General features: G+C 70.5%; 20 protein-coding genes, 2 tRNA genes and 1 pseudogene. 8 read left to right on the top strand and 15 right to left on the bottom strand.

The annotated features are described in order from the left end of the window. Window positions 1–10 precede the first annotated feature (10 nt). From ACFQRD_RS13210 to ACFQRD_RS13195, 4 genes are all read right to left on the bottom strand, one after another. Entirely contained in the window at window positions 11–796 is a 786-nt protein-coding gene (locus tag ACFQRD_RS13210; protein WP_377017530.1) for an NAD-dependent epimerase/dehydratase family protein, read from the bottom strand. A 128-nt stretch (window positions 797–924) separates the two neighbouring features. After that, window positions 925–1,740: a GTP pyrophosphokinase family protein gene (locus ACFQRD_RS13205; protein ID WP_377017532.1), complete on the bottom strand. Its 816-nt coding sequence runs from the start codon at window positions 1,738–1,740 to the stop codon at window positions 925–927. 103 nt (window positions 1,741–1,843) lie between these two features. Continuing rightward, the gene (locus ACFQRD_RS13200) at window positions 1,844–2,707 is read right to left on the bottom strand and encodes a methylenetetrahydrofolate reductase (protein ID WP_377017534.1); all 864 of its coding nucleotides are present in this window, start codon (window positions 2,705–2,707) and stop codon (window positions 1,844–1,846) included. Continuing rightward, the gene (locus ACFQRD_RS13195; protein ID WP_377804509.1) at window positions 2,688–3,926 is read right to left on the bottom strand and encodes a glycine cleavage T C-terminal barrel domain-containing protein; all 1,239 of its coding nucleotides are present in this window, start codon (window positions 3,924–3,926) and stop codon (window positions 2,688–2,690) included. The genes ACFQRD_RS13200 and ACFQRD_RS13195 overlap by 20 nt, the downstream gene beginning before the upstream one ends. Before the next feature lie 149 nt (window positions 3,927–4,075). Here ACFQRD_RS13195 and ACFQRD_RS13190 point away from each other — a divergent pair, with 149 nt between their 5' ends. Beyond that, the gene (locus ACFQRD_RS13190; RefSeq protein WP_377804507.1) at window positions 4,076–4,849 is read left to right on the top strand and encodes an IclR family transcriptional regulator; all 774 of its coding nucleotides are present in this window, start codon (window positions 4,076–4,078) and stop codon (window positions 4,847–4,849) included. 28 nt (window positions 4,850–4,877) lie between these two features. Here ACFQRD_RS13190 and ACFQRD_RS13185 read toward each other — a convergent pair whose 3' ends face one another. Then, window positions 4,878–7,394, bottom strand: coding sequence for an FAD-dependent oxidoreductase (locus ACFQRD_RS13185; RefSeq protein ID WP_377017541.1), 2,517 nt, complete (start codon window positions 7,392–7,394; stop codon window positions 4,878–4,880). Between the two features lie 60 nt (window positions 7,395–7,454). On the opposite strand from ACFQRD_RS13185, the gene ACFQRD_RS13180 reads away from it, so the two are divergent. Beyond that, window positions 7,455–8,195 (top strand): GntR family transcriptional regulator, encoded by a 741-nt coding sequence (locus ACFQRD_RS13180; RefSeq protein WP_377017543.1) that lies wholly within the window; start codon window positions 7,455–7,457, stop codon window positions 8,193–8,195. A gap of 61 nt (window positions 8,196–8,256) precedes the next feature. Here ACFQRD_RS13180 and ACFQRD_RS13175 read toward each other — a convergent pair whose 3' ends face one another. The 3 genes from ACFQRD_RS13175 to ACFQRD_RS13165 all read right to left on the bottom strand — a co-directional run bounded on the left by ACFQRD_RS13175 (window position 8,257) and on the right by ACFQRD_RS13165 (window position 9,198). Next, complete coding sequence (locus tag ACFQRD_RS13175; RefSeq protein WP_377017545.1) at window positions 8,257–8,577, bottom strand: MmcQ/YjbR family DNA-binding protein; 321 nt, start codon at window positions 8,575–8,577, stop codon at window positions 8,257–8,259. Window positions 8,578–8,595: 18 nt separating this feature from the next. After that, the gene (locus ACFQRD_RS13170; protein WP_377017548.1) at window positions 8,596–8,976 is read right to left on the bottom strand and encodes a nuclear transport factor 2 family protein; all 381 of its coding nucleotides are present in this window, start codon (window positions 8,974–8,976) and stop codon (window positions 8,596–8,598) included. 146 nt (window positions 8,977–9,122) lie between these two features. Continuing rightward, window positions 9,123–9,198: transfer RNA gene (locus ACFQRD_RS13165), tRNA-His, on the bottom strand. A gap of 128 nt (window positions 9,199–9,326) precedes the next feature. On the opposite strand from ACFQRD_RS13165, the gene ACFQRD_RS13160 reads away from it, so the two are divergent. After that, window positions 9,327–9,677, top strand: a complete 351-nt coding sequence (locus ACFQRD_RS13160) for an MTH1187 family thiamine-binding protein (protein WP_377017550.1) — start codon at window positions 9,327–9,329, stop codon at window positions 9,675–9,677. A 54-nt stretch (window positions 9,678–9,731) separates the two neighbouring features. On the opposite strand, the gene orn is transcribed toward ACFQRD_RS13160, so the two are convergent. After that, the gene (gene orn / locus ACFQRD_RS13155) at window positions 9,732–11,624 is read right to left on the bottom strand and encodes an oligoribonuclease (RefSeq protein WP_377017553.1); all 1,893 of its coding nucleotides are present in this window, start codon (window positions 11,622–11,624) and stop codon (window positions 9,732–9,734) included. Further along, complete coding sequence (locus tag ACFQRD_RS13150; protein WP_377017554.1) at window positions 11,621–11,908, bottom strand: hypothetical protein; 288 nt, start codon at window positions 11,906–11,908, stop codon at window positions 11,621–11,623. The genes orn and ACFQRD_RS13150 overlap by 4 nt, the downstream gene beginning before the upstream one ends. 285 nt (window positions 11,909–12,193) lie before the next feature. On the opposite strand from ACFQRD_RS13150, the gene ACFQRD_RS13145 reads away from it, so the two are divergent. Next, complete coding sequence (locus ACFQRD_RS13145) at window positions 12,194–13,027, top strand: SDR family oxidoreductase (protein WP_377017556.1); 834 nt, start codon at window positions 12,194–12,196, stop codon at window positions 13,025–13,027. Here the strand turns inward: ACFQRD_RS13145 and ACFQRD_RS13140 are convergent. After that, window positions 12,975–13,877: a sigma-70 family RNA polymerase sigma factor gene (locus ACFQRD_RS13140; protein WP_377017559.1), complete on the bottom strand. Its 903-nt coding sequence runs from the start codon at window positions 13,875–13,877 to the stop codon at window positions 12,975–12,977. The two genes, ACFQRD_RS13145 and ACFQRD_RS13140, sit on opposite strands and share 53 nt — an antisense overlap. Window positions 13,878–13,956: 79 nt before the next feature. Here ACFQRD_RS13140 and ACFQRD_RS13135 point away from each other — a divergent pair, with 79 nt between their 5' ends. After that, entirely contained in the window at window positions 13,957–14,253 is a 297-nt protein-coding gene (locus ACFQRD_RS13135; protein ID WP_377017561.1) for a hypothetical protein, read from the top strand. Window positions 14,254–14,260: 7 nt separating this feature from the next. Beyond that, window positions 14,261–14,614: a DoxX family protein gene (locus tag ACFQRD_RS13130; RefSeq protein ID WP_377017563.1), complete on the top strand. Its 354-nt coding sequence runs from the start codon at window positions 14,261–14,263 to the stop codon at window positions 14,612–14,614. 10 nt (window positions 14,615–14,624) lie between these two features. Here ACFQRD_RS13130 and ACFQRD_RS13125 read toward each other — a convergent pair. Next, window positions 14,625–14,697 (bottom strand) — tRNA-Arg (locus ACFQRD_RS13125). 87 nt (window positions 14,698–14,784) lie between these two features. On the opposite strand from ACFQRD_RS13125, the gene ACFQRD_RS13120 reads away from it, so the two are divergent. Continuing rightward, on the top strand, window positions 14,785–15,225 hold the full coding sequence (locus ACFQRD_RS13120; RefSeq protein WP_377017566.1) for a hypothetical protein: 441 nt from the start codon (window positions 14,785–14,787) through the stop codon (window positions 15,223–15,225). 13 nt (window positions 15,226–15,238) lie between these two features. Here ACFQRD_RS13120 and ACFQRD_RS13115 read toward each other — a convergent pair whose 3' ends face one another. The 3 genes from ACFQRD_RS13115 to ACFQRD_RS13105 form a co-directional block, all read right to left on the bottom strand. Continuing rightward, a complete protein-coding gene (locus ACFQRD_RS13115) occupies window positions 15,239–16,090 on the bottom strand; it encodes an ABC transporter permease (RefSeq protein WP_377017568.1) in 852 nt (283 codons plus the stop codon). Next, window positions 16,087–17,094 (bottom strand): ATP-binding cassette domain-containing protein, encoded by a 1,008-nt coding sequence (locus tag ACFQRD_RS13110; RefSeq protein ID WP_377017571.1) that lies wholly within the window; start codon window positions 17,092–17,094, stop codon window positions 16,087–16,089. Before ACFQRD_RS13110 ends, ACFQRD_RS13115 begins: the two co-directional genes overlap by 4 nt. A 195-nt stretch (window positions 17,095–17,289) precedes the next feature. Continuing rightward, a complete protein-coding gene (locus ACFQRD_RS13105) occupies window positions 17,290–22,125 on the bottom strand; it encodes a DEAD/DEAH box helicase (RefSeq protein WP_377017573.1) in 4,836 nt (1,611 codons plus the stop codon). Between the two features lie 152 nt (window positions 22,126–22,277). Here ACFQRD_RS13105 and ACFQRD_RS13100 point away from each other — a divergent pair. Beyond that, window positions 22,278–22,373, top strand: a pseudogene (locus tag ACFQRD_RS13100) (superoxide dismutase); the annotation flags it as partial.

The following is a 22,373-nucleotide window of genomic DNA, read 5'->3' as shown; positions in this document are numbered from 1 at the left end:
GCGAGGAGCGTCAGGACCCCTGGGGCCAGGTGTCGCGGACGTCCGCTCCGCCTTCGACGACCTTCTCCGGGGTGTCGGTCAGATCCGTCCAGGAATCCTGGGGACGGTAGCCCAGCTCGAGGGTCGTGTTGGTCAGCGACCAGCGCCGGTTGGGATTGTCGGAGATCGCGTAGTACAGCCCGAACCGCACCTCGGCCTCGATGGCGCGTCGCACCACGCGGGCGCAGTCGGAAGGGCTCAGCCACATGGCGCGCAGGACGTCCTCGTCGGCCTCGAGCGGATCCTCCGAGACCCAGCCGATGCGCAGTGCGATGAAGTCCAGGCCGTGCTCGTCGTAGTAGAAGCGGCCCAGGGCCTCCCCGAAGATCTTGGACACGCCGTACAGGGAATCGCCGCGCTGGATCTGATGGGGGTAGACCGGCCACTCCTCGTGGCGGTCGTACATGCCCATCGCGTGGTTGGAGGAGGCGAAGACGATGCGGCGCACCCCGGCCTCACGAGCGGCTTCCAGGACGTTGCGCAGCCCGATGAGGTTCGCCTCCAGCACCAGATCCCAGCTGGACTCGGGGGAGGCGGCGCCGGCCAGATGCACCACGGTGTCCACGCCGTCCATCATCGCCACCAGCTTGTCGTACTCGGCGAGGTCGGCGACCTGCAGCTCGGTGCCCGGCGGGGCCTTCTCGGCGCTGCGGCCCTGCAGCACCAGGTCGTAGTCCTGCTTCAGGTCCTCCGCCAGGTGGGAGCCGACGCCCCCGGTCGCTCCGGTGATCAGTACGCGCTTCGTCGAGTCACTCATGCGGCCATTATGGGTCGCGGGGCGCCGGCACGGAACCGCGCCGACCGTGCGGATCGGAAGCGTGCGGACCGAGGGCGTGGGGTCCGCCGCTGCGCGGACCGCAGGGGCGAGCGGGGGAGAGGGGCTGGTCAGGCGCCGGGGGCCCGGCCGTCGCGCGACCCCTCGGGCTCGTCCCCGCGCCGGCCGCCGTCGGCATCGCCGTCCGTATCGCCGTGCTCGGGCATCGGCCGGATCTCGCGGCGCATCCGCTCCATGCGGTCATCGAGATCGGTGGCCACGCGGGCGGCGTCGTCGAGCTCCGCACGCAGGTGGGCCGGGAGCTGCCGGCGGTACTTGTAGGAAAGCTTGTGCTCGGTGCTGGCCCAGAAGTCCATGGCGATCGTGCGCAGCTGCATCTCCACCGGCACATGCTCGGTGTGCTCGGAGAGGAAGACGGGCACGCGCACCAGCAGGTGCAGCGAGCGGTACCCGTTGGGCTTCGGCTCGGCGATGTAGTCCTTGACCGTGAGCACCTCGAGATCCGGCTGCCGGCTGAGCATGTCCGCGATCCAGTACACGTCCGAGACGAAGCTGCAGGTGATGCGGATCCCGGCGATGTCGTGGACCCGTTCCCGGATGGCCGCGATGGTCATGTCGCCGCCGGTGCGGACGGCCTTCTCCAGGAGGCTCTCGGTGGACTTCAGGCGCGAGCGGACGTGCTCGATGGGGCTGTAGTCGTGGATCTGCTCGAACTCCTGGCGCAGCACGTTGACCTTCGTCTCGACCTCGTCGATGCCGAACTGGTAGTGCATCCGCAGCCTGGTGAACTCCTGGTGGACCTGCTGGAGCTGCGCGGTCAGGAGCTCTGGATCGTCCTGGCTCTGCAGCACGCGGTCCTGCCGCGCACGCACGAGGTCGCGCACCGTCTCGGTGGGGTCGTCGGCGCCCGGGTCCAGCTGTTCCATCCACGTGGTCCCTTCGGGGGAGGTCTGAGCCCTCCCGACCCTGCCAGATCCGCCTGAGCGAGTGGTGGGACCGTCCCGGTCGCCGCGTCGATGGGGACGCCGCTCAGCTCGCGGGCCGCCTCTGCTCAGGGCTCTGCCTGGCCCACCATGTGCCCGTGGTCTCCAGCGAGTTGAACGTGTACACGTGCAGGCCCTCGAGCCGCAGGGCCGGATCCTCGAACGCCGGGGCCAGCTCGGTCAGCAGCGCATCGGGGCTCCAGGACCCCGGGCCCAGCAGGTGCCGGATCCCGGATCGGTGGCTGCCCAGCAGGCGCAGCGACGGCCCGACGCCGACCTTGCCCGCGATCCGCAGCAGCCGTTTCATGCCCGTCGGCGCCGCCACCCCGGGACGCACCGGCAGCTCGATGCCGTGCTCACGGACCTGCCGCGTCCAGCGCAGCAGCGGCTGCGCGGAGAAGCACATCTGGGTGACCAGGTAGGAAGCGGTGGCCGCCTTTTCCTGGAGCAGACGTATCGCCTCCTCCTCGTCGACGAACGGGTGACCCTCCGGATGCGCGCCCACGCCCACCGTGAACCCGTGCGCGGTGCCGGCCATCGCGGCCAGCAGGTCCGAGGCCCCGGTGAAGCTCCCGGCGGGCTCGGCCGCGTCCCCGGCGATGACGAACACCTCCCCGATCCCGTCGGACTCCAGGCCCGTCAGGATCGTCTCCAGAGCGGACTCGCCCGGCACCTGCCGCGCGGCCAGATGCGGGATGGCGGTGAATCCGAGAGAGGAGAGTTCTCGCGCCGTGGCCAGCGTCGCCTCCAGGCCGTGGCGCCCCGAGGCCGTCACGGTCACCCGTGAACCGGCCGGCAGCTGCCGGGCCGCCTCCTCGGCGACGCCTGGCAGCGGGATCACCTCGAACTGCGGGGCGTCCGTCATGGCCACCGGCCACGGCGCGGAACTCTCAGGCTGCTGTGGCGCCACTGCCGGACAGCTCCTTGACGTCGCTCTTGGGCAGCTCCTTCGTCGGGTCGATGAACGGCTTGGGCACCACCACGGCTGCGACGGGCTCGGAATCCGAGACGCCACCGGCCCCGGTGGGTTCGCCGGTCTGGACGGTGAACTCGGTGCCCAGGTCCGAGAGTCCGGCCGGGACCAGTGCGAGGCCGATGTTCTTGCCCAGGCGCGGCGAGTGGCAGGCGGAGGTGACCTCGCCGACCCGTTCGCCGTCGTGATGGACGGGGAAGCGATCGATCATCGACCCGTCGTTGTACGAGCCCAGCTCCGGGCCGGCGATCTCGAGGCCGACGAGCTTGCGCTTCGGCCCCTCGGCCTTGATCCGGGTCAGGGCCTGCTTCCCGATGAAGTCCGCCTCCTGGTTCAGGTCGACCATCCAGTCGTAGCCCATCCCGACCTCGAAGGGGTTGGTACCCACGGTGATATCCGCACCGTGGGCGAGCATGCCGCCCTCGATGCGACGGATATGGCAGGGGCCGATCACCTTTATGCCGTAGGGCTCACCGGCCTCCCAGACCAGCTCCCACAGCCGCTCGGCATCACGGGAGGCGTTATGGACGTAGATCTCGTAGCCGATCTCGCCGGTGTACCCGGTGCGCGAGACGGTCACGTCGATCCCGTCGATCTGGAAGTCGTGGAGGTAGTAGTACTTGATGTCGGCGACGGCGTCCCCGAGCAGATCCCGCAGCACGGCGTAGGACTTCGGGCCCTGGACCTGGACGGGACCGACGTCGATCTCCTCGATCTGCACGTCCATCCCGGCGTAGGTGGCGACGCCGCGGGCCCACAGCAGGATGTCGCTGTCGGCGAGGGAGAGCCAGAAGCGGTTCTCCTCGACCCGCAGCAGCACAGGGTCGTTGAGGATGCCGCCGTGCTGGTCGGTGAGGAAGACGTACTTGCACTGACCGACCTTGCACTTCGACAGGTCACGTGTGACGAGCAAGTTCGTGAAATCGAAGGCGTCCGGCCCGGAGATCTCGATCTGCCTCTCGACGCCGACGTCCCAGAGGGTGACGCCCTCCAGGAGCGCCCAGTACTCGGCGACCGGGTCGCCGTAGTGGCGGGGGTGGTAGGTGTGGTTGTAGACGCTGTACTTCGCGACCCCGTGACGCCTCGATGCGTAGAAGAACGGGGACTTGCGAAGACGCGGGTAGAGCAGCATGCCTGGGTTCTGGTTCACGGTCATCGTGTGCCTCCAATATGCGTCCGTACTCCACTGTGACACCATGGATGCGCTATACGCAATGCTTTGCGTATAGCGCAACGATCGCGGCGACGTCGGTCGGACGGGCGCTGCGAGCAGGCGGTATCAGCAGGAGGGATGGAAGGAATCGCATGCCGGGAACGGGAACGGTGCAGTCGGTCGAACGAGCGGCGCAGGTGCTGGAGATCCTTGCGCGCGACGGGCAGTCGGGCGTGGGGCAGATCGCGCGCGAGCTCGACGTCCACGTCTCCACGGCGTCGCGCCTGCTGGGGGCGCTGGAGAATCATGACCTGGTCGAACGTTCCGAAGCGGGCTCCGTCGTGCAGCTCGGGGTCGGCGTGCTGCGGCTGGCGGCCTCGACCCGCTCCGGGCTGGACCTCACCGACCAGGCGGGCCCGGTGTGCGACGCGCTGGCCGAAGAGCTCGGCGAAACGGTCAACCTCGCCGTCTACCGCTCCGGATCCGCCGTGAATCTCTACCAGGCGGAAGGGACCCGGACGGTCGCGCTGCACAACTGGGTCGGAGGACGGACGGTCCTGCACGCCACCTCCAGCGGGAAGATGCTGCTGGCTCATCTGCCTCGCGACGAGTCCGAGCCCTTGATCGCCGCCGACCTGGAGCGCTTCACCGAGCGCACCATCACCGCGCCCGACCTGCTGCGGCGGGAACTGCGGATCATCCGCGAGCGCGGCTGGGCTCAGGCCGTCGAGGAGTTCGAAGAGGGGCTGAACGCCGTCGCGGCCCCGATCTACGGCCCCGAGGGCACCGTGATCGCCGCGCTCTCGGCCGCGGGGCCGACGTACCGGCTCGCCCCGGACGAGCTGCCCGCTGCCGCCGAGACCCTGCTGAGCGGGGCCCGGGAGATCTCCCGACGGCTCGGGCACCGGGTGGAGGTCACCGGCTGAGACGAGGAGTGCCCTCTGCGCGCCGCACTCAGGCCTTCATCCGGGTGTCCTCGGGGTCGAACGGGGGCGTGCGCCCTACGGTCAGCACCGAGACGGGGTGATGACCGCCGAGATACTCCACCTGCAGCCGGGTCCCCTCGCTGGCCAGCTCCGGCGGCAGGTAGGCCATCAGCAGATAGCGGCCCAGCGACGGTGCCGGGCCGGCGGAGGTGACGTAGGAGCGCCGACCGCGGGCGTCGACGATCGGGGCGCCGTCCGGCGTGAGGACGGGCTCGCTGCCGGTCATGAAGCGCGGTGGCGTCCCGTCGGCCGGTGGCTCGAGGGCGAGGGTGCACAGTGTGGTCGCCGGGCCGCTCTCGCGTGCCTCGAGGTAGGCCTGCTTGCCCACGAAATCCGGTCGCTTGACCTTCGGCAGTGCCAGCCCGGCCTCGACCGGGTCGTACTCCGCCGTGAGCTCGGCTCCCATCAGTCGGTAGGCCTTCTCCATGCGGCCCGTGGTGCCGTACACCCCGATGCCTGCGGGACGGACTCCGTGCTCCTGGCCGGCCTCGAACAGCATGTCCCACAGGCGCAGACCGTGCTCGCTGGGGACATGGATCTCCCAGCCGAACTCGCCGACGTAGGAGATCCGCAGCATCGAGACGGGCACCGAGCCGAGCTCGACGTCCTGCGAGGTGCCGAAGCCGAAGGCGGCGTCGGACAGATCATGTGTCGTCAGCGACGAGACCAGCGCCCGTGCCCGCGGGCCCCAGACACCGACCGTGCTGAGGGCCGAGGTCCGGTCCTCCAGGTGCACGGTGCCGTCGGCCGGCAGGTGGTCGCGCAGCCACTTCAGGTCCCTGCTGCCCTCGGCGCCGCCAGTGATCACCCGGAACTCCTCGGGCCCGCGGCGCACGATGGTGAGGTCACAGCGGAACCCGCCGGCGGGGGTGAGCATGGGGGTGTAGACCACGCGCCCGACCTTCACGTCGACCTTCGCCATCGCGAGATGTTCGAGAAGGGCGAGGGCGCCGGGCCCGGAGATGTCGAAGATGGCGAAGGCGCCGAGGTCGATCATCGCGACCCGCTCGCGCATCGCCAGGTGCTCGGCCTCGATGATCGGGGACCACCACCGCGCGTCCCACTCGCTGTCGCGCCGGGTGATCTGCCCGGTGTACTCCTCGACCAGGTCGGCGTTGGAGGAGTACCACTGCGGCCGCTCCCACCCCGCGGCCTCGAAGTACTCGGCCCCCAGCGCGTCGGTGCGCGGATGGAACGGACTGGTGCGCAGGGGGCGATCGGAGAGCCATTGCTCCCGGGGATGGCTGATGCCGTAGATCTTCGGGAAGCCCTCCGCGGCGCGCGCGAGCACGTGGGCCTGGGTGCGGGCGGCGGGGTGGAAGCGGGCGATGTCGGATCCGTGGTGGTCGATCTCGCTGACGCCGTCGGTGATCAGCTCGGCGAGCATGCGGCCCACCCCGGCGCCTTCCTTGATCCACACGGCCGCCGCCGACCACAGTCCGCGCACCTCGGGGGTCTCGCCGACCAGCGCGCCGCCGTCGGGTGTCACCGACAGCAGCCCGTTCAGGGCCGATTGACGGGGCGGCTCGGGGTCGGTCAGCAGCTGAGGGAACATCTCCCGTGCGTGCTCGAGCTGCTGGGTGAAATCCTCCTCGGTGAACGGGAAGGAGGTCGGGGAGGCCTGACCCGGCGCTCCGTAGGGCGGGATCTCCTCGGGACGGTGCAGCAGCGGCCGGTGCGCGTAGGAGCCGATCTCGAGGTCGGGCCCGCGCTGGCGCTCGTACATCAGGCAGTCCATGTCCCGCAGCAGTGGGAAGCTGATCCACTCCTCGCTGCGCTCGAGCTCGGGGATGGGGCCGACGTCGATCATCTGGTGCACGGCCGGGGTGAGCGGGATCGATGCCCCGGCCAGCGCGGCGATCCGTGGACTCCAGACGCCGCAGGCCACGACGACGAGCTCGGTCTCGATCTCGCCGCGGTCGGTGACGACGCGTTCGACCCTGCCGGAGGTGACCTGGATGTCGGTCACCTCGGTCTCGGGACAGACGGTCAGCGCGCCGAGATCCTCCGCGTACTGGCGGAAGAGGGCGCCGGCAGCCAGCGGGTCGACGATCGCGCCGGTGGGCGTGTGGAACCCTCCGATCAGGAGGTCCGCGTTGCAGTACGGCACGAGCTCCTGGATCTCGGCCGGGCTGATCAGATGCGCCTCGACGCCCCAGGATCTCGCCGAGGTCATGCGGCGGGTGAGCTCCTGCATCCGTTCCTGGCTGCGGGCGACCTCGATGCCGCCGCAGATCGAGAGCACGCCGAGCTCCTCGTACTGCCGAAGCGAGTCCACCGTCAGGTCGGTGACCTCCTTGGAGTGGTCGACGGGGAAGACGAAGTTCGAGGCGTGCCCCGTCGAGCCGCCCGGGTCCGGCAGGGGACCCTTGTCGATCTGGACGATGTTGCGCCATCCGAGGTCGGCGAGATGCCGGACAGCGGCATTGCCCACCACCCCGGCCCCGATGACGACGATGTCTGCGCGGTCCGGCAACTGTGCCATGGCGTCCTCCCGAACTCTCCGTGGGTATCCTCAAGATATATCAGCGAGGGGAGTGACGCCATGGGTTCGGACGACGAAGACCGCGACGACGACGACCGCGACGGTCGGGGCGGGGCGCTCGACGGCCTGACGGTGCTCGTCCCGCCCGGGATCACCCCGGCGTCGCTGTCACAGATCGCCTACTACCGCATCCGAGATCTGCTGGTCACCCTGGCCCTGCCGCCGGGGTCCGGGCTCGATGAATCCGAGCTCCGTGACCGGTTGCAGCTGGGCCGGACCCCTGTGCGCGAAGCGGTGCGGCGCCTGGCCGACGAAGGGCTGGTCACCGTCTATGCCCGTCGCGGGATGGTGGTCGCGCCGGTGGAGGTGCGCGATCTCAAGCACGTCTCCGAGGTGCGGGTCGACCTCGAGGGGCTCGGCGCCCGCCTGGCGGCCGAGCGAGCCGACGTCGAGGACCGGCGCCTGGCCGCGGAGCTGCTGGCGGAGATCGAGCAGGCCCGACATGCCCAGCAGGCCCAGACTATCCGCGCACTGATCCGCACCGACCAGCGCGTCCACCACTGCGTCCATCGCGCCACGCGCAATCGCTACCTTCAGGACACCCTCGGCACCTACCTCACTCTGAGTCTGCGCCTGTGGTTCCTCGGCCTGGAACGGGTCCAGCGCCTGGACGAGGCGGTCGACGAGCACGTCGATGTCCTCACCGCGGTGATCGAGGGCGACGCGGACCGCGCGGAGCAGGCGGCGCGCGCCCACGTCACCGGCTTCTGGCAGGAGATGCGCGAGGTCCTCATCGAGTGACCCGCGCCTCCGGCTCTCATGGTCGTCACAGCCGTGAGTGCGTGGGCATGGGGCCAGGCGGTCATATTCGGCGACCGGTCCGGGCCTCCCAGGCTTCGGCCAGCAGCTCCGCCAGCTCGTCCGGGCAGATGCGCTCGAGGCGCACCAGCACGCTTGCGTGCCCGCGATAGTGCGGCGTGGTGAAGAACGCGGCGGGGTCGGCAGCCAGCAGCACCTCGCGCTGGTCGAGGTCGGAGCGCCAGCAGACCAGGACGCCGGGTTCCTCGTGCATCCGGGCGAAGATCTTCCCGGCCGCATAGAAGGCCGGGGTGCCGTATGAGGTCTTCTCCGTGACCTGCGGCAGCGCCATCGCCAGGCGCCGCACGTCCGATTCGTCGCTCACCGGCGGATCCGTTCCGGATCAGGCCTGAGCAGATGTATCGGCGGGGACCGGTGTCTGCTGATAGAGGGCGAGCCGCCACCGGCCGTCCCGCCGCGTGTACGTGGAGGACATGAGGGCGTTGAAGGGTTCCTCGTCCCCGCGGAATGCGAGCGCCGAGTAGACCACGATCGCTGTCTCCGCACCGGCGCCGATCAGCCGTTCGTCGCGAATCGCGTAGCGGTCCCACGTCGGGGCATCGCGCAGCGAGGAGATGACGCTCTGCCGGTCGAAGACGTAGCCGTGGGCCAGGATCATGACGCCGTCCTCGGTCATGATCTCGCCGTAGAAGTCCGCCCCGGTGCCGTCGCAGAGCGCGCCCCAGCCCTGGTGCTCGAGTTCGAGCAGTTCGTCGATGTCCATGCTTCATCATGGCCGCGCGCGGCACACAACGGCAAGAAGGCGTTCCTGGTGAGCGCGACGCTGGCGCCGTGAAGTCAGCTTGGGAGCAATCGTGCCGTCCAGAGCGATCTCCGGACGGCACGTTGGACCTGTTTCCGCAGGTCAGATGGGGTGATCGACGGGATTTGAACCCGCGACCGCCTGGACCACAACCAGGAGCTCTACCAACTGAGCTACGACCACCATGTGCGAACCGTGGCCCGCAACGAGAGACGAGCATACCGTCTCCGAGCCTCGAACACCGCCTCCAGAGCGCCGGTGAGCATGTGAGACGCATTGCACCGGGCGTTCATGGGGCGGAGACTGCACCCATGATCGTTGCCTTCTCCATCCAGCCCACCGGTGAACCCTCCGACCCCGCCATCGCACGCCGGCTCACCGACGACGCCGACAGTGCCAGCGTCCACGATGCCGTGGCCGCCGCCGTGCGCATCGTGCGCGACTCCGGCCTCCCACATCGCACCTCCTCGATGTTCACCGAGATCGAGGGGGAGTGGGACGAGGTGATGGACGTCGTGCGGCGCGCCACCGATGAAGCGGGCCGTTACGGCTCCCGCGTCTCGCTGGTGCTCAAGGCGGATATCCGTCCCGGCCGCACCGGTGAACTCGACGGGAAGATCGATCGGCTCCAGACGGCCATCGACCGGCTCGACGAGAGCTGAGACGACGCCGCCGGAGCGGCGTCGTCCTGTCGAGCGGCTAGCGCAGCGACCGGCTCAGAGGTTCGAATCGAGCTGGCCGTCGGCCAGAGCCGCCGCAAGCGTCGGCGTGACCGGCAGGCGGGGGATGAGCGTGGCCTGGAAGGCGTGGTAGATGTCCGGCTTGCCGGGCCACGTCACGCCCTGGGGCTCGTTGTCCGCATCGAGCTCGTGGAACCAGGAGCCGCCGTCCGCGTCGAGCAGGTAGGTGGAGATGTACTCCCACCACTGCTCGTAGCGCTCGGCCCACACGCGATCGCCGGTGACCTGGTACATCACGGCAGCGGCGCCGACGGCCTCGGCGGCGACCCAGTGCATCCGCTCGCGGGCCACCGGGGTGCCGTCCCAGTCCACGGTGTAGACGAAGCCGGGCGCTCCGTCGGCGCCGAAGCTGGCGGCGGACTTCTCCATCAGCGCGGTGGCGGCCTCCAGCATCCACTCCGGCGCCTGCCCGTCGGCCGCGATCAGTGCGGCGCGCCCGTGCAGCACCAGGCGGGCCCACTCGATCCAGTGGCCGACGGTCGCGCCGTAGGGCCGGAAGGGGTGGTTCGGCTGGTCGCGGTTGTAGTCCAGCAGCGGGTTCCAGTCGGTGTCGTAGTGCTCCGGCAGGGCCCAGTCGTTGGCGCGGGCGAACTCGTCGATCGCGCGCGTCATGATGCCCACGGCGCGGTCCAACCAGCGACGCTCACCGGTGACGTCGGCCGCCGCCAGCAGGGCTTCGACCGTGTGCATGTTCGCGTTGATCCCGCGGTACTCCTCGCACTCGGTGAAGGTGCGGTCGAAGGTATCGACGCTCATGCCGGCGGATTCCTCGAAGAACTTCTCGTCGAGCACCGCGAGGGCCTCGTCCAGCAGCTCCTGGGCACCGGGACGGCCGGCGGCGAGAGCGGAGGAGGCGGCCAGGACCACGAAGGCGTGCGCGTAGGCCTGCTTGGAGTCGTCGACGGGCTTGCCGTCGGCCACCGAGGCGAACCAGCCGCCGTGCTCGGCATCGAGGAAGACGCCCCGCAGCGAGGCGACGCCGTGGTCGGCGAACCGGCCGAAGTCGGGCCGACCCAGCAGGTGGCCGAGGGCGAAGCTGTGCGTCATCCGGCAGGTGATCCACAGTTCGGAGGGGCGCGAGAGATCCGGGGCGCCGTCCTCGTCGAGCCAGGCGAAGCCGCCGTCCTCGCGGACCGATTCCGAGCCGAACACGAGCAGCTCATCGCCCTCGCCCTCCAGCCAGGTGCGGTGTGAGAGGCGGTCGAGCCAGGGGGTGTGGGGGCCGGGCGCAGGGGTCACGGACGTCTCCTCGGTGAGTTCGAAGGTGCGGGACGCCTCCTGCGCCTGGGCCGTGGTCGGGCCCGGCTCGGCGGTCAGCAGCACCTGGCGGTAGTACTTCAGCTCCTGGATGGACTCGCGGATGTCGGCGAGGGCGCGGTGGCCGCCGTGCTTGGCGGGGATGTTGTAGTAGACGCGGGGGAACCAGCGCTTGGCGAGCTCCTTGAAGCTGGAGACGTCGATCGTGCGGTACGACAGCCAGCCCGCGAACACCGGCAGGTCGCGGTCCAGGAAGACGCGGTCGGTGCCGACGCTGTTGCCCGCCAGCGGTGCCTTGCCCGGCTCGGGGCAGAACTCCTGGACGTAGGCAAGACACAGCTCCTCGGCCTCCTCGAGGCTCATTCCGGCATCGAACTCGTCGATGAGTCCCGAGGTGGTGTGCATGTTCACCACGAAGGGATCCATGCCCTCGACAGCCTCGGCCGGAGGCTTGATGACGAGGTCGATGCCCTCGCCGAGGATGTTCAGATCGGCGTCGGTGACGAGGACGGCGATCTCGACGAGCGCGTCGCGCTCCCTGTCGAGGCCGGTCATCTCGCAGTCGACCCAGATGATGCGGTCGTTGATGGCGCGGGAGGAGGTGGATGTCACCGGACCACACTATCGCGGGCGCGCGAGGGCGGGTCGGCTCTGCGACGGGCACGCCGACGGATCTCCTCGACCGCGCTGAGCACCAGCAGGACGGCGACCACCACCAGCAGCACCCACGCCTCAAAGATCACCGCGAGGGCAGCGGCGAGCACCAGCGCCAGGAGATAGACCACGTTCAGGACGCGGACGGAGACCCCGAGCAGGCGGGCCCCGAAGCGTCCCCGCAACAACCGGAGCGCGAGCAGGAGGGCGATGCCGCCGACCGTGAGGGCCTTGATGATCATGGGGGCTCCTCGGGAGTCGAATGCTCGGGCTGATGCTCGGACACTGGACGCGCCCGCCCGCTCGCAAGAGCTGCGCGGTGCCTCGACGCCTCAAGCCATGGACCGTCCTCGAGCGTAGTCCTCCTCCGCCACGGTGCCGACATGGTGACGATGTCCGGTGCCGATCGGGCCCGACGGGCTGTGCGGTCGGAGATCTCCGTGGCTCTCGGGCACCCTTGACTTCAACCATTGTTCAGCCCTCAGTGTGAGTCAGTGCACGAAGACGACCACCACGGAGGAGAGACGATGACACCCTCGATCCTGGTCACCGGCGCCACGGGAAACACCGGCCGGCACGTCGTAGCAGGGCTCCTCGCCGAGGGGTATCGCGTGCGAGCGCTGACCCGCGACCCGGAGCGAGCGGCTCTTCCTGAGGGGGCGGACGTCGTGGCGGGCGACGTGAGGCGTCCCGCCGACGTGGCGGCCGCGGCGCGGGGCGCGACAGCCGCCTACCTGATCTGGCCGGGAACGGACGACGAGGCCGCCGGCGCGGGGGAGGTCATCGAGGCCCTGGCTCGTCGCGTCGGACGCGTCGTCTACCTGTCCGCGACCGAGGCGGAGGAGGGCGGCGTCTGGGGTGCAGTGGAGCGAGCCATCCGGGACTCGGTTCCCCAGTGGACCTTCCTGCGGGTCTCCGGGCTGGCGGTCAATGCCCTGGCGTGGTCCGACCAGATCCATCGCGGAGTCGTGCGGGCGCCGTTCGGCCGCATGCGCCGCTCGCTCGTCCACGAGCAGGACGTGGCGGCGGTTGCCGTGCGAGCTCTCGTCGACGACGGTCACGCGGGCCGCTCCTACGTCCTCACCGGACCGGAGGCGATCAGCCAGATCGATCAGGTCCGCGTCATCGCCGAGGAGGCTGAGCACGACGCCGTCTGGGAGGAGCAGACGGCGGCTGACGCGCGGCCCGCTCTGGCCGCAGAAGTGGGAGAGGACTTCGCCGACATGATCCTGGCGGCCTGGGCTGCAAGTGCCGACACTCCTGAACCGGTCTCGGAGGACGTCGCTCGGGTCCTTGGCAGGCCGCCGCTCACCTTCTGTCAGTGGGCACGGGACCACCGCGCGGACTTCGCAGCATCCTGACCACACCCGACGTCGTGCCCGGCACACGGAGATGCTCGCGACGGTACGGGGCCAGATCGACGCGGTGGACGGCACCGCCATCGATGGTCAGCCTGACGGTGATCAGCGGGATGCCGCCGGGAGCGATCACCGCGCCGGGAAGACCGTCGATGAGGAGCGGGACGCCCATGAGGATGCGGTGGCGGAACGAGCGGGTCTCCTTCGCGACGGCTCGCGCCCCGTGCACGACGGTCGGAGTCTGAGACGGAAGCAGAGTGCGATCTGCGACGCGCACGGCATCGGGAGCGAGGAGGCGGGTGAGCCGCTCGAGATCCCCACTGCCGGCCGCCTCGAGGAAGGCGGCCACGACGCGCGTGTGCTCCGCGTGCACGGCCGGATCCGTCGGCTGCTCGGGATCGATTCGATGACGAGCACGGCTGGCCAGCTTCTTCGCCGAAGCAGGTGAGGTCTCGAGCACCGAGGCCACCTGCTCGAAGGGGACGCCGAAGATGTCATGGAGGACCAGCGCGACTCGCTGGGGCGGGGTGAGCTGCGTGAGGACGACCAGCAGTGCCCGGGAGACGTCGTCGCGCCGGAGCGCGTGCTCCTCGGGCGCGAGCGCCTCGTCGGCGGGATCCTTCTCGGGCAGGGGAAGCTCCCGGTGGCGCCGCTGGGAGCGGAGATGGTCGAGAGACAGTCGCGCGGTGATCGTGGTCAGCCATCCCTGCGGGTTCTGGATCTCAGCGGAGTCGGCCCGTCGGGCACGCAGGTAGGCCGACTGCACGATGTCTTCCGCATCGTGCACGGAGCCGACGATGCGGAGGGCGACGGCGAGCAGATGGGGCCGAACGTTCTCGAAATCCTCGAGCATGGGTCACCTTTGTCGGGGGCGGGACGTCAGAAGGAGTGAGGAAGCCCCACCTGACGACCCCCGCACGAGAGGCCTGACCATGACTCTACAGATCGTTCGCTTCCGACCTCACGCGAACCGTCTGGCGGACATCGAATCAGCGCTCCACGAGCTCTTCGTCGCCCTTGCTGTAGCTGCCCCGGACGGCGTGGAGTACACGGCCATCCGGGTAGGAGAACCTCCGGAGATACTGCTGCTGCTGGATCTGCGCGATGCCGCTGAGAATCCCCTGACCAGCCTGCCCGAGTCTCTGGCTGTCCGGGAGAGGATCGCCGACTGGGTCGGGCGACCGGTGCCGCCGCAACCGGCGACGGTTCTCGGGCACTACGAGGCATGAGCGCGCCATGCTGATCACGGTACTGAACGTCCTCCTGGTCGTGTGCATCGCCGCGATCATCGCCATCGTCGTGGCGGATCTCCTTCCCGCGAAGTTCGTGCTGGAGAACTCCGACGAGGTCGGCCTGAGCAGATCCGTGCTTCCCCTCCTCGCGGCTCTGAAGGCGGCCGGGGCTCTCGGCCTCGTCGTCGGGCTGCTCTGGCTGCCCTGGGTAGGCCTCGTGGCAGCCACCGGCCTGGTGCTGTTCTACGTCGGCGCCGTCTGGAGGCATGTGAGCGAGCGCGTGCTGCACAACATCGCGTTTCCGCTGGCCTACCTCACCCTCGCGGTCGCGGCGGCGGCACGCTTCACCCTCGGGTGAAGCTGCGGGGCGCCCCCAGCAGGACTCGAACCTGCAACCTACGGATTAGAAGGCCGTTGCTCTATCCATTGAGCTATGGAGGCTGACGGCCCCGGAGTCTACCGAGGATCCGACAGGCCGATCGTACGGACGAGCCCCACGGTGACCGGGGCAATGGTTGTCTGGTCACCATGGCGGAGAACACATCGCGCTCCCGGCGCCGGCAGCTGCAGGTGGCAGCTGTGCTGCTGCTGGTCCAGGGCGTCCTCATGGAGGCCTCCGCCGCCCTCGGCCTGCTGGCGCTGCTGGCCCTGCGCATCCCGCCGGAGGTGATCACGGAGCGCACCGAGATCTTCGCTCTCGCGTATCTCCAGGACAACCTCTACTCGATGATGGCTCTCAGCGGAGTCTTCGCCGCGCTGAGGATCATCGGCGGCATCGCGCTGCTGCGGAACCGGCTCTGGGGGCTGGTGCTGTCTCTGGTCAACTGTGCGGTCACGCTGGTGCTGACGGTCCTGCTGCTGCCGGTGGGGATCGCCGACGGGGTCCTCTCCGGCGCCGCGCTGGTGCTGATCCTGCGGGGCTGGCTGGGCACGGACGAGGCGGGGGCACCGCGTCGGATCGTGCCCTGAGGGATCGTGCCGCTCAGGACTTGCGGTTGTAGATCACCATCGAGATCGGCCCGAACACGGCCACCAGGGCGGCGCAGTAGATGAACACTGTCAGCAGCGACCCGCCGTCGTACGTCCCGCTCATCAGCTCACGCACGGTGCCGACCACCACGGAGATCGGGTTGACCTCGACGGCCGCCCGCAGCCAGCTCGGCATCGTCTCGGGGCTGACGAAGATGTTCGAGGCGAAGGTCAGCGGCATCAGGATGAACATTGAGACGCCCATCGCCGCCTGCTCGCTGCGCACCATCAGCGCGATCATCGTCCACACCCAGGACAGGCTGAAGGAGAACACCAGCAGCAGGGCGAAGGCCGCCAGCACCCCGATCAGGCCGCCGTCGGGACGGAATCCCATCACCACGCCCACCAGCAAGATGATCACTCCCGCCAGCGCATAGCGCACCTGATCCCCGAGCAGCGCGCCCACCAGCTGCGAGGGCCTCCACACCGGCAGGGAGCGGAAGCGGTCGAAGACTCCCTTGGAGATGTCACGGTTCAGGGTGAGCCCGGTGTACATCGTGATCATGATGAGGGTCTGGACGAAGATGCCCGGGATCAGGAACTGCACGTACTGACCCACCGACCCGGCCAGCGCCCCGCCGAAGATGTAGGTGAACATCACCGTCATCATGATCGGGAAGATCGTCACGTCGAACAGCTGCTCGGGGACGTGCTTGATCTTCAGCAGGGCACGCCAGCCGTAGGTGAGGCAGGCGCTGAGCGCCGAGGCGCGGCGGGGACGATCCCCGGGGGCGACGAGGACGCTGCGGATCCGGTCCGGGGCCGTCGCGGTCGCGGTGCCCGGTGAGACGGTGGCCTGGTTCATGACGTGCTCACACTCTCCTCGTCGGCGCGGGTTCCGTCATCGTCGGTGCTGCGGGCTGTGTCGGCGTGCTCACCGGTGAGCGCCAGGAAGACCTCGTCCAGGCTGGGATGGCCCAGAGCGAAGGACTCGACCTCGACATCGGACTCCTCCAGCGCTCGCAGTGCGCCGGCGGCGCCGCTGGTGGACTCCAGTCGCACCACCAGCGCCGAGGGATCCGGCTCCCGCGTGGCCTCCGCCGAGGTGGCGCGGGTGAGGACGTCGGCCGCCAGTTCCCGCTGCGCGGGGTCGGCGACCCGCACCTTCAGTGCCCCGGCGCCCACCTGGGCCTTCAGCTGTCCGGAGGTTCCCTCCGCGATCACGCGGCCGTGATCGATGACGGCGAGGCGGTCGGCGAGCTGATCGGCCTCTTCGAGGTACTGGGTGGTCAGAAGCACGGTCGTCCCGGCGGAGACCAAGGTGCGCACGATGTCCCACACCTGGTTGCGGCTGCGCGGATCGATGCCGGTGGTCGGCTCGTCGAGGAAGATCAGCTCGGGGGTGACCAGCAGGGACCCGGCGATATCGAGGCGGCGGCGCATCCCGCCGGAGTACTTCTTGACCTGGCGGCCGGCGGCGTCATCGAGACCGAAGGCGTCGAGCAGCTCGAGGCCGCGGGAGCGGGCGCGGCGATTGCTGTAGCCCAGCAGGCGTCCCAACAGCATCAGGTTCTCGATGCCGGTGAGGTCCTCGTCCAGCGACGCGAACTGTCCCGTCAAGGCGATCTTCTCGCGCACGGTGCGGGCCTCGGCGACGACATCGTGGCCGAGCACCTGGGCGTGGCCGGCGTCGGGCCGCAGCAACGTCGCGAGCATGCGGATGGCGGTGGTCTTGCCGGCGCCGTTGGGGCCCAGCACCCCGTATACCCCACCGCGGGGGACGACGAGGTCGATACCGTCCACCGCGACGTTGTCGCCGAACCGTTTGACCAGGCCCTCGGTGCGGATTGCTTCACGGTCGGCGTTCACGGGGGCGCCTCCTGGACGTGGACGTGGTCGGCGGGGGCGGACGAGGATGTGCTCGGCCCGGGCAGCTGGGCCGGGCCGTCGGACGAGGCGCCCGCAGGGCGTCACCCGCCATCGTCGACGGCCCGGGCCGGTCAGTCCAGTGCTTTTCGGACATCGTGACCGCTCAGAGATACTCAGCGGCCGACGGTCGCTCTCCTACCGCCCGTGGAAGCGGAGGCTCTTGGGGGCGCGGGAGAAGCCGGCGCGCAGCAGGGCGTCCACGGCTCGGCGGGACGCGGCGGTCTGCTCGGCCTCGGGGGCGGTGACGGCCACGCCGTCGATCTTCTCGATCGCGACGCGTCCCAGGCGCCCCGCATCGGCCGCCTGCGCGAGGGCCGAGGCCGCCTCGTGCTCGCAGCCCTCGTCGTGCTCGAGCCACCACCGCAGCGACCTGCCACCGGCTTCGAGGTAGGCGGCCGCCCGGCCACGGACGATCACCACGTGCGCCCCGGCGCGACGCTGTGGCCGCCCCGCCGCGCGGGACTCCGGCCACGGGAGCACCGCGCCGAAGGGGTTCGCCGGATCCAGCGCGGAGAGGACCACCGTGGGGCCGCCGGGCTGGGCCGAGCGCAGTCGGTCCACGGCAGCGGCCTGGGCGAACTGGGCGGCGCCCAGGCCCTCGACGAAGTAGCCGCGGCGCACAGAGCCGGAGTCCTCGAGATCGGCCAGCTCGCGGAACACCGAGGACCACCCGCCGGGGACAGCTTCCTGGGTGACCGCGCCGCGGGTCAGCAGTCCGTGGCGATCGATCAGCAGGGCGACCCGTGCCGCACGGCGGGCCGAGGGGTCGACATCCGGGATCCGCACCGCGCTCCAGCGCCCCCGGGCGGCCGGTCCCGTCAGCGACGCCAGGGCCGAATCCTCGCTCTCCGCGCGCAGCAGGGAGGCCGACAGCCGGGCGGCACCGCGTCGGCCCCGCCGGGAGGCGGACCCGCCGCGGCGGCCGGGAGACCGAGCGGGCGCGGGACGGGAGGCGGCCTGCTGGCCCGGCAGCGCGGTGAGCGAACCAGGGGTCGCCAGGCCCGCCAGGGCCAGCTCCTCGAGCGCCGCGGCCACCTGGGCCAGCGACAGGGAGGAGTCATCCCCGCGCCGTCGGCGCACCGCGGCGGCCAGGTCGGACAGGCGCACCGGGCCGACGGCATCATCCAGCGCGTCCAGGACCAGCCGAGGAAGGGACCCCGCCTCCAGGGCGGCTCGGGCCCCGGCGATCTCCTCGCCATCGATCCCCAGCGCCATCGCGTCCGCGAGATGGAGCTTGACCAGAGGCTCTCGGGAGCCGCCGCCCCCGCGGGCGGTCAGGACCACCTCGCCGCGCGACAGGGACTCCTCGAGCAGACGCTGGGCGGAGGCCCCCAGTCGCACGGGCAGCAGATCCTCCCGCCACACGCTCAACGGCGCCTCCAATCCGGTGAGCTGGTCGATGACGTCCGCCACTGCGTCCGCGGCAGCATCCGGGTCGGTTGCAGGCGTTGCTGGGGTTGCCGGCTCCCTCCCCACGCCGTGCCATCCCAGCGTGAAGGTGGCGAAGGCAGCGGGCGAGACGGGCGCGATGTCACGGCGGGAGGCGGCCAGCGAGGCCCGTCGGATCCGCCGCAGCACGTCGGCATCGACCCACTCCTCGCTCTCGCGGCCCGGGAGGAAACCGCCCCGGGAGAGCACCCGCCGCGCGGAGAGCTCCGCGAGGGTCGACCGCACGGTCTCGGGCGGCAGCGGAAGATCCTCGATGAGTTCCTCGGCCGTGAAGGGGCCGTGCGAGCGAGCCCACCGCGCCACGACCTGCACCGCGGCGTCCTCGACGGGGTCGAGCACCACCGCCGGCAGCTGTCCCTCAGCGCCGCTGGGCAGCACCTCGTTCCCGGCGGCGTCCCGCCACAGGCCTGCCTCCTCGACCAGGGCGAGATGCTCGTCGTCGTGCCAGTGCAGTCGCAGAATCCTGCCCGCCGCTTCGAGCTCCGCGACAGCGCCGCGGACGGTGGCGGGGTCGGGCGCGGGCGCAGCATCGGTATCGGTATCGGTATCGGAATCGGCAACCGGGCCGGTGCGCGAGAAGCGCGCGAGCACCTGCGCCTGGGTCAGCGGCCCCAGCCGGCGCAGGGCGTCGGCCAGATCCTCAGCGTCCCGGATCGCGCGCTCGGGGCTGAGCAGCTGCGCGTCCGCGCAGACGCGGGCAATCGCCTCCGGCACCAGCAGCTCGCGCAGCGACACGGTCCCCAGCAGCTCCGCCAGGACCGACTGATCCAGGGTCAGGGCCGCGGTGCGGCGCTCTGCCAGCGGGGCGTCGGCGTCGTAGATGAAGGTGCCCTCGTACCCGAACATCACGGCGCGGGCGATGGGGCTGGGCTGGTCGACGTCGACCTCGACCAGCTCGATGCGGCCGGCCTCGAGATCGCCGAGCAGAGCGGTCAGGGCCGGCACGTCGTACTCGTCCTGCAGGCACTCCCGCGCCGCCTCCAGCATCATCGGGAAATCCGGATGGTCCCGGGCGGCGTCCAGCAGGGTGGCCGAGCGCTGTCGCTGCTGCCACAGCGGCGCCCGTGAGGTCGGCACCCGGCGCGGCAGCAGCAGCGCCCGCGCCGAGCATTCGCGGAAGCGGGAGGCGAACAGGGCCGAGGAGCCCACGAGGTGGTGGACCGTCTGTTCGATGACGTCGGGGGAGAACAGCACCAGGGCCGCGGTCGGTGCGGCCGCACCCTGCGGCAGCCGCAGCACGATGCCGTCGTCCGTGGCGACGACCTGGACCTGCGAGCCGCCGGTCTCCCGCAGCCGGTCGCTGATCGCCAGTGCCCACGGGGCGGTGACCCGCCGGCCCAGCGCGCAGTGCACCACGATCCGCCAGTCGCCGAGATCGTCGATGAAGCGCTCGAGGACCAGGCGCCGGCTGCTGGGGATCACCCCGGCGGTCTGGTTCTGCCGCTCCAGCAGCAGGTGCACCTGGGCGCGAGCATGGGGATCCAGACCCAGGCCCGTGAGCGCCTGCTCGCGCTCGCCGGGATCCTGCTCGGCGAGCTCCTCGAGGTACTCGCCGATCGCCTGACCCAGGGTCGGGGGCCGGGTCGCGTTGTCGGCGTGCCAGAACGGGAGCCGCCCGGAGAATCCGGGGGCGGGGGAGACGGTGACCCGCTCATGGGTGATCTCCTCGATCCGCCAGCTCGAGGTGCCCAGCGTGATCACATCACCACGGCGGGACTCATAGACCATCTCCTCGTCCAGCTCGCCGACCCGGCGGGGCTGCTCCGCGCCGGCTTCGAGGAACACCGGGAACAGGCCACGGTCGGGGATCGTGCCGGCATTGGTGACCACCAGGCGCTGCACGCCGGGCCGGGCCGTCAGCACGCCCCGCTCGCGATCGTGGATCAGCCGGGGCCGCAGCTCGGAGAAGGCGGTCGAGGGGTATCGCCCGGTCAGCATGTCGACAACGGCATCGAACGCGCTGCGGGGAAGCTCCGCATAGGGGTGGGCGGACCGGGCCACCTCCAGCCACCGACCGACATCCAGCTCGTCCAGGGCGGCGGCTGAGAGCGTGTGCTGGGCCAGCACATCCAGGGCGTTGCGAGGCACCTCCAGCGGCTCCAGCCGGCCCGCCGCCGCCTCGCGCACCATGAGCGCCGAGTGGACGACGTCCAGCGCATGCAGTGGATGCAGCCTCCCGCGGGAGACGTCGCCGACCCCGTGGCCGGCCCGGCCCACGCGCTGCAGCAGCGAGGCGACCGCGAACGGCGCGGAGACCTGCACGACGCAGTCCACCGCCCCCATGTCGATGCCCAGCTCGAGCGTGGAGGTGGCGACGACGCAGCGCAGCGACCCGGCCTTGAGCAGGTCCTCCGTCTGCCGGCGCGCCTCCTTGGACATGGAGCCGTGATGGACGCGGGCGATCTCGCCGGCCTCAGCGCTACCGCTGTCGCCCTGGAGGTCGGCACGTTCGAGGATCGCCTCGGGCTCGCTCGCGCGCAGCCGTCGATGCAGGAGGTTCAACCGCTCGGCGATCCGCTCGGCCTGACGCCGGGAGTTGGAGAAGACGATCGTGGAGCGGTGCGCCTCGACCTCGGCCAGGACGGCCCGCTCCACGTGCGGCCAGATCGTGCCGGAGACGTCCTCCTCGTCGACCGCGTCGGCCGGGGGAGCGACGTCGTCCATGTCCGGTACGGGCACCGTGACGCCGAGGTCCCACTGCTTGGCGCCCGGCGGGGAGACCACCCGTGCCCTGGTTCCGGCGGGGGAGAGGAAGCGAGCGACCTCCTCAGCGGGCTCCACCGTCGCCGAGAGGCCCAGTCGCTGCGGCCGACGGCGCTCGCCGGGCGCGTCGCCACCCGTGATCAGGGCATCCAGCCGCGCCAGGGACAAGGCCAGATGCACGCCGCGCTTGCTGCCGGCGACCGCGTGGACCTCGTCGAGGATGACGGTGTCCACGTCCATCAGCGTCTCCCGCGCGGCGGAGGTCAGCATGAGGAAGAGCGACTCGGGCGTGGTGATCAGGATGTCCGGCGGGTGAGCGATCAGCCGTCGCCGCTCGGAGGAGGTGGTGTCCCCGGAGCGCACGCCCACTCGGACCGGTGCCGCCTCGTGTCCGGAAGCCTCCGCCTGCGCGGCGATGCCGGCGAGCGGGCGGCGCAGATTGCGCTCGACGTCGACGCCCAGCGCCTTCATCGGGGAGATGTACAGGACCCGGGTGCGCTCCCTGCGCTGCTCCTCGGCCGACGGGGCGAACATGAGATCGTCCAGCGCGCGCAGGAAGGCCGCCAGCGTCTTGCCGGAACCGGTCGGTGCGATCACCAGGGCATCCTCGCCCGAGGCCACGGCGTCCCAGGCGCCCAACTGCACAGGGGTGGGCGCACCGAGATCCCGGGCGAACCATGCCCGCGTGGCCGGGTGCAGGCTCTCCGGCAGCTCGCGGTGCTGTGGTGCGTCGACCGACCTGTCGAACGTCCGGTCGGTGCCGGCGCCCTCCGCGCTCTGCACGGAGGGCGTGATCAGCCGCTGGTCATCGTCGCTCACCCGCCCATTGTCCCGCGGGCGGCTGCCGAGCGGAGCGGATCGAGGATGATCTCGGCCCTGCCACGGGCGGCGAAAAGTGGAAGGATGAGAGGCGATGCGCTTCGAACGCGGAGCGCGCGAGCACGACCGAACGTCTACCGAAAGGGAACGACATGGCGGAATACACGCTTCCGGATCTCGATTACGACTACGGGGCTCTCGCGCCGTCCATCTCGGGGCAGATCATGGAGCTGCACCACTCCAAGCAC

It is taken from the genome of Brachybacterium sp. GCM10030268 (assembly GCF_042666305.1).
Classification (GTDB): Bacteria; Actinomycetota; Actinomycetes; order Actinomycetales; family Dermabacteraceae; genus Brachybacterium.
The sequence above is the reverse complement of the archived record's forward strand: the minus strand, read 5'-3'. Positions and strand labels throughout refer to the sequence as shown.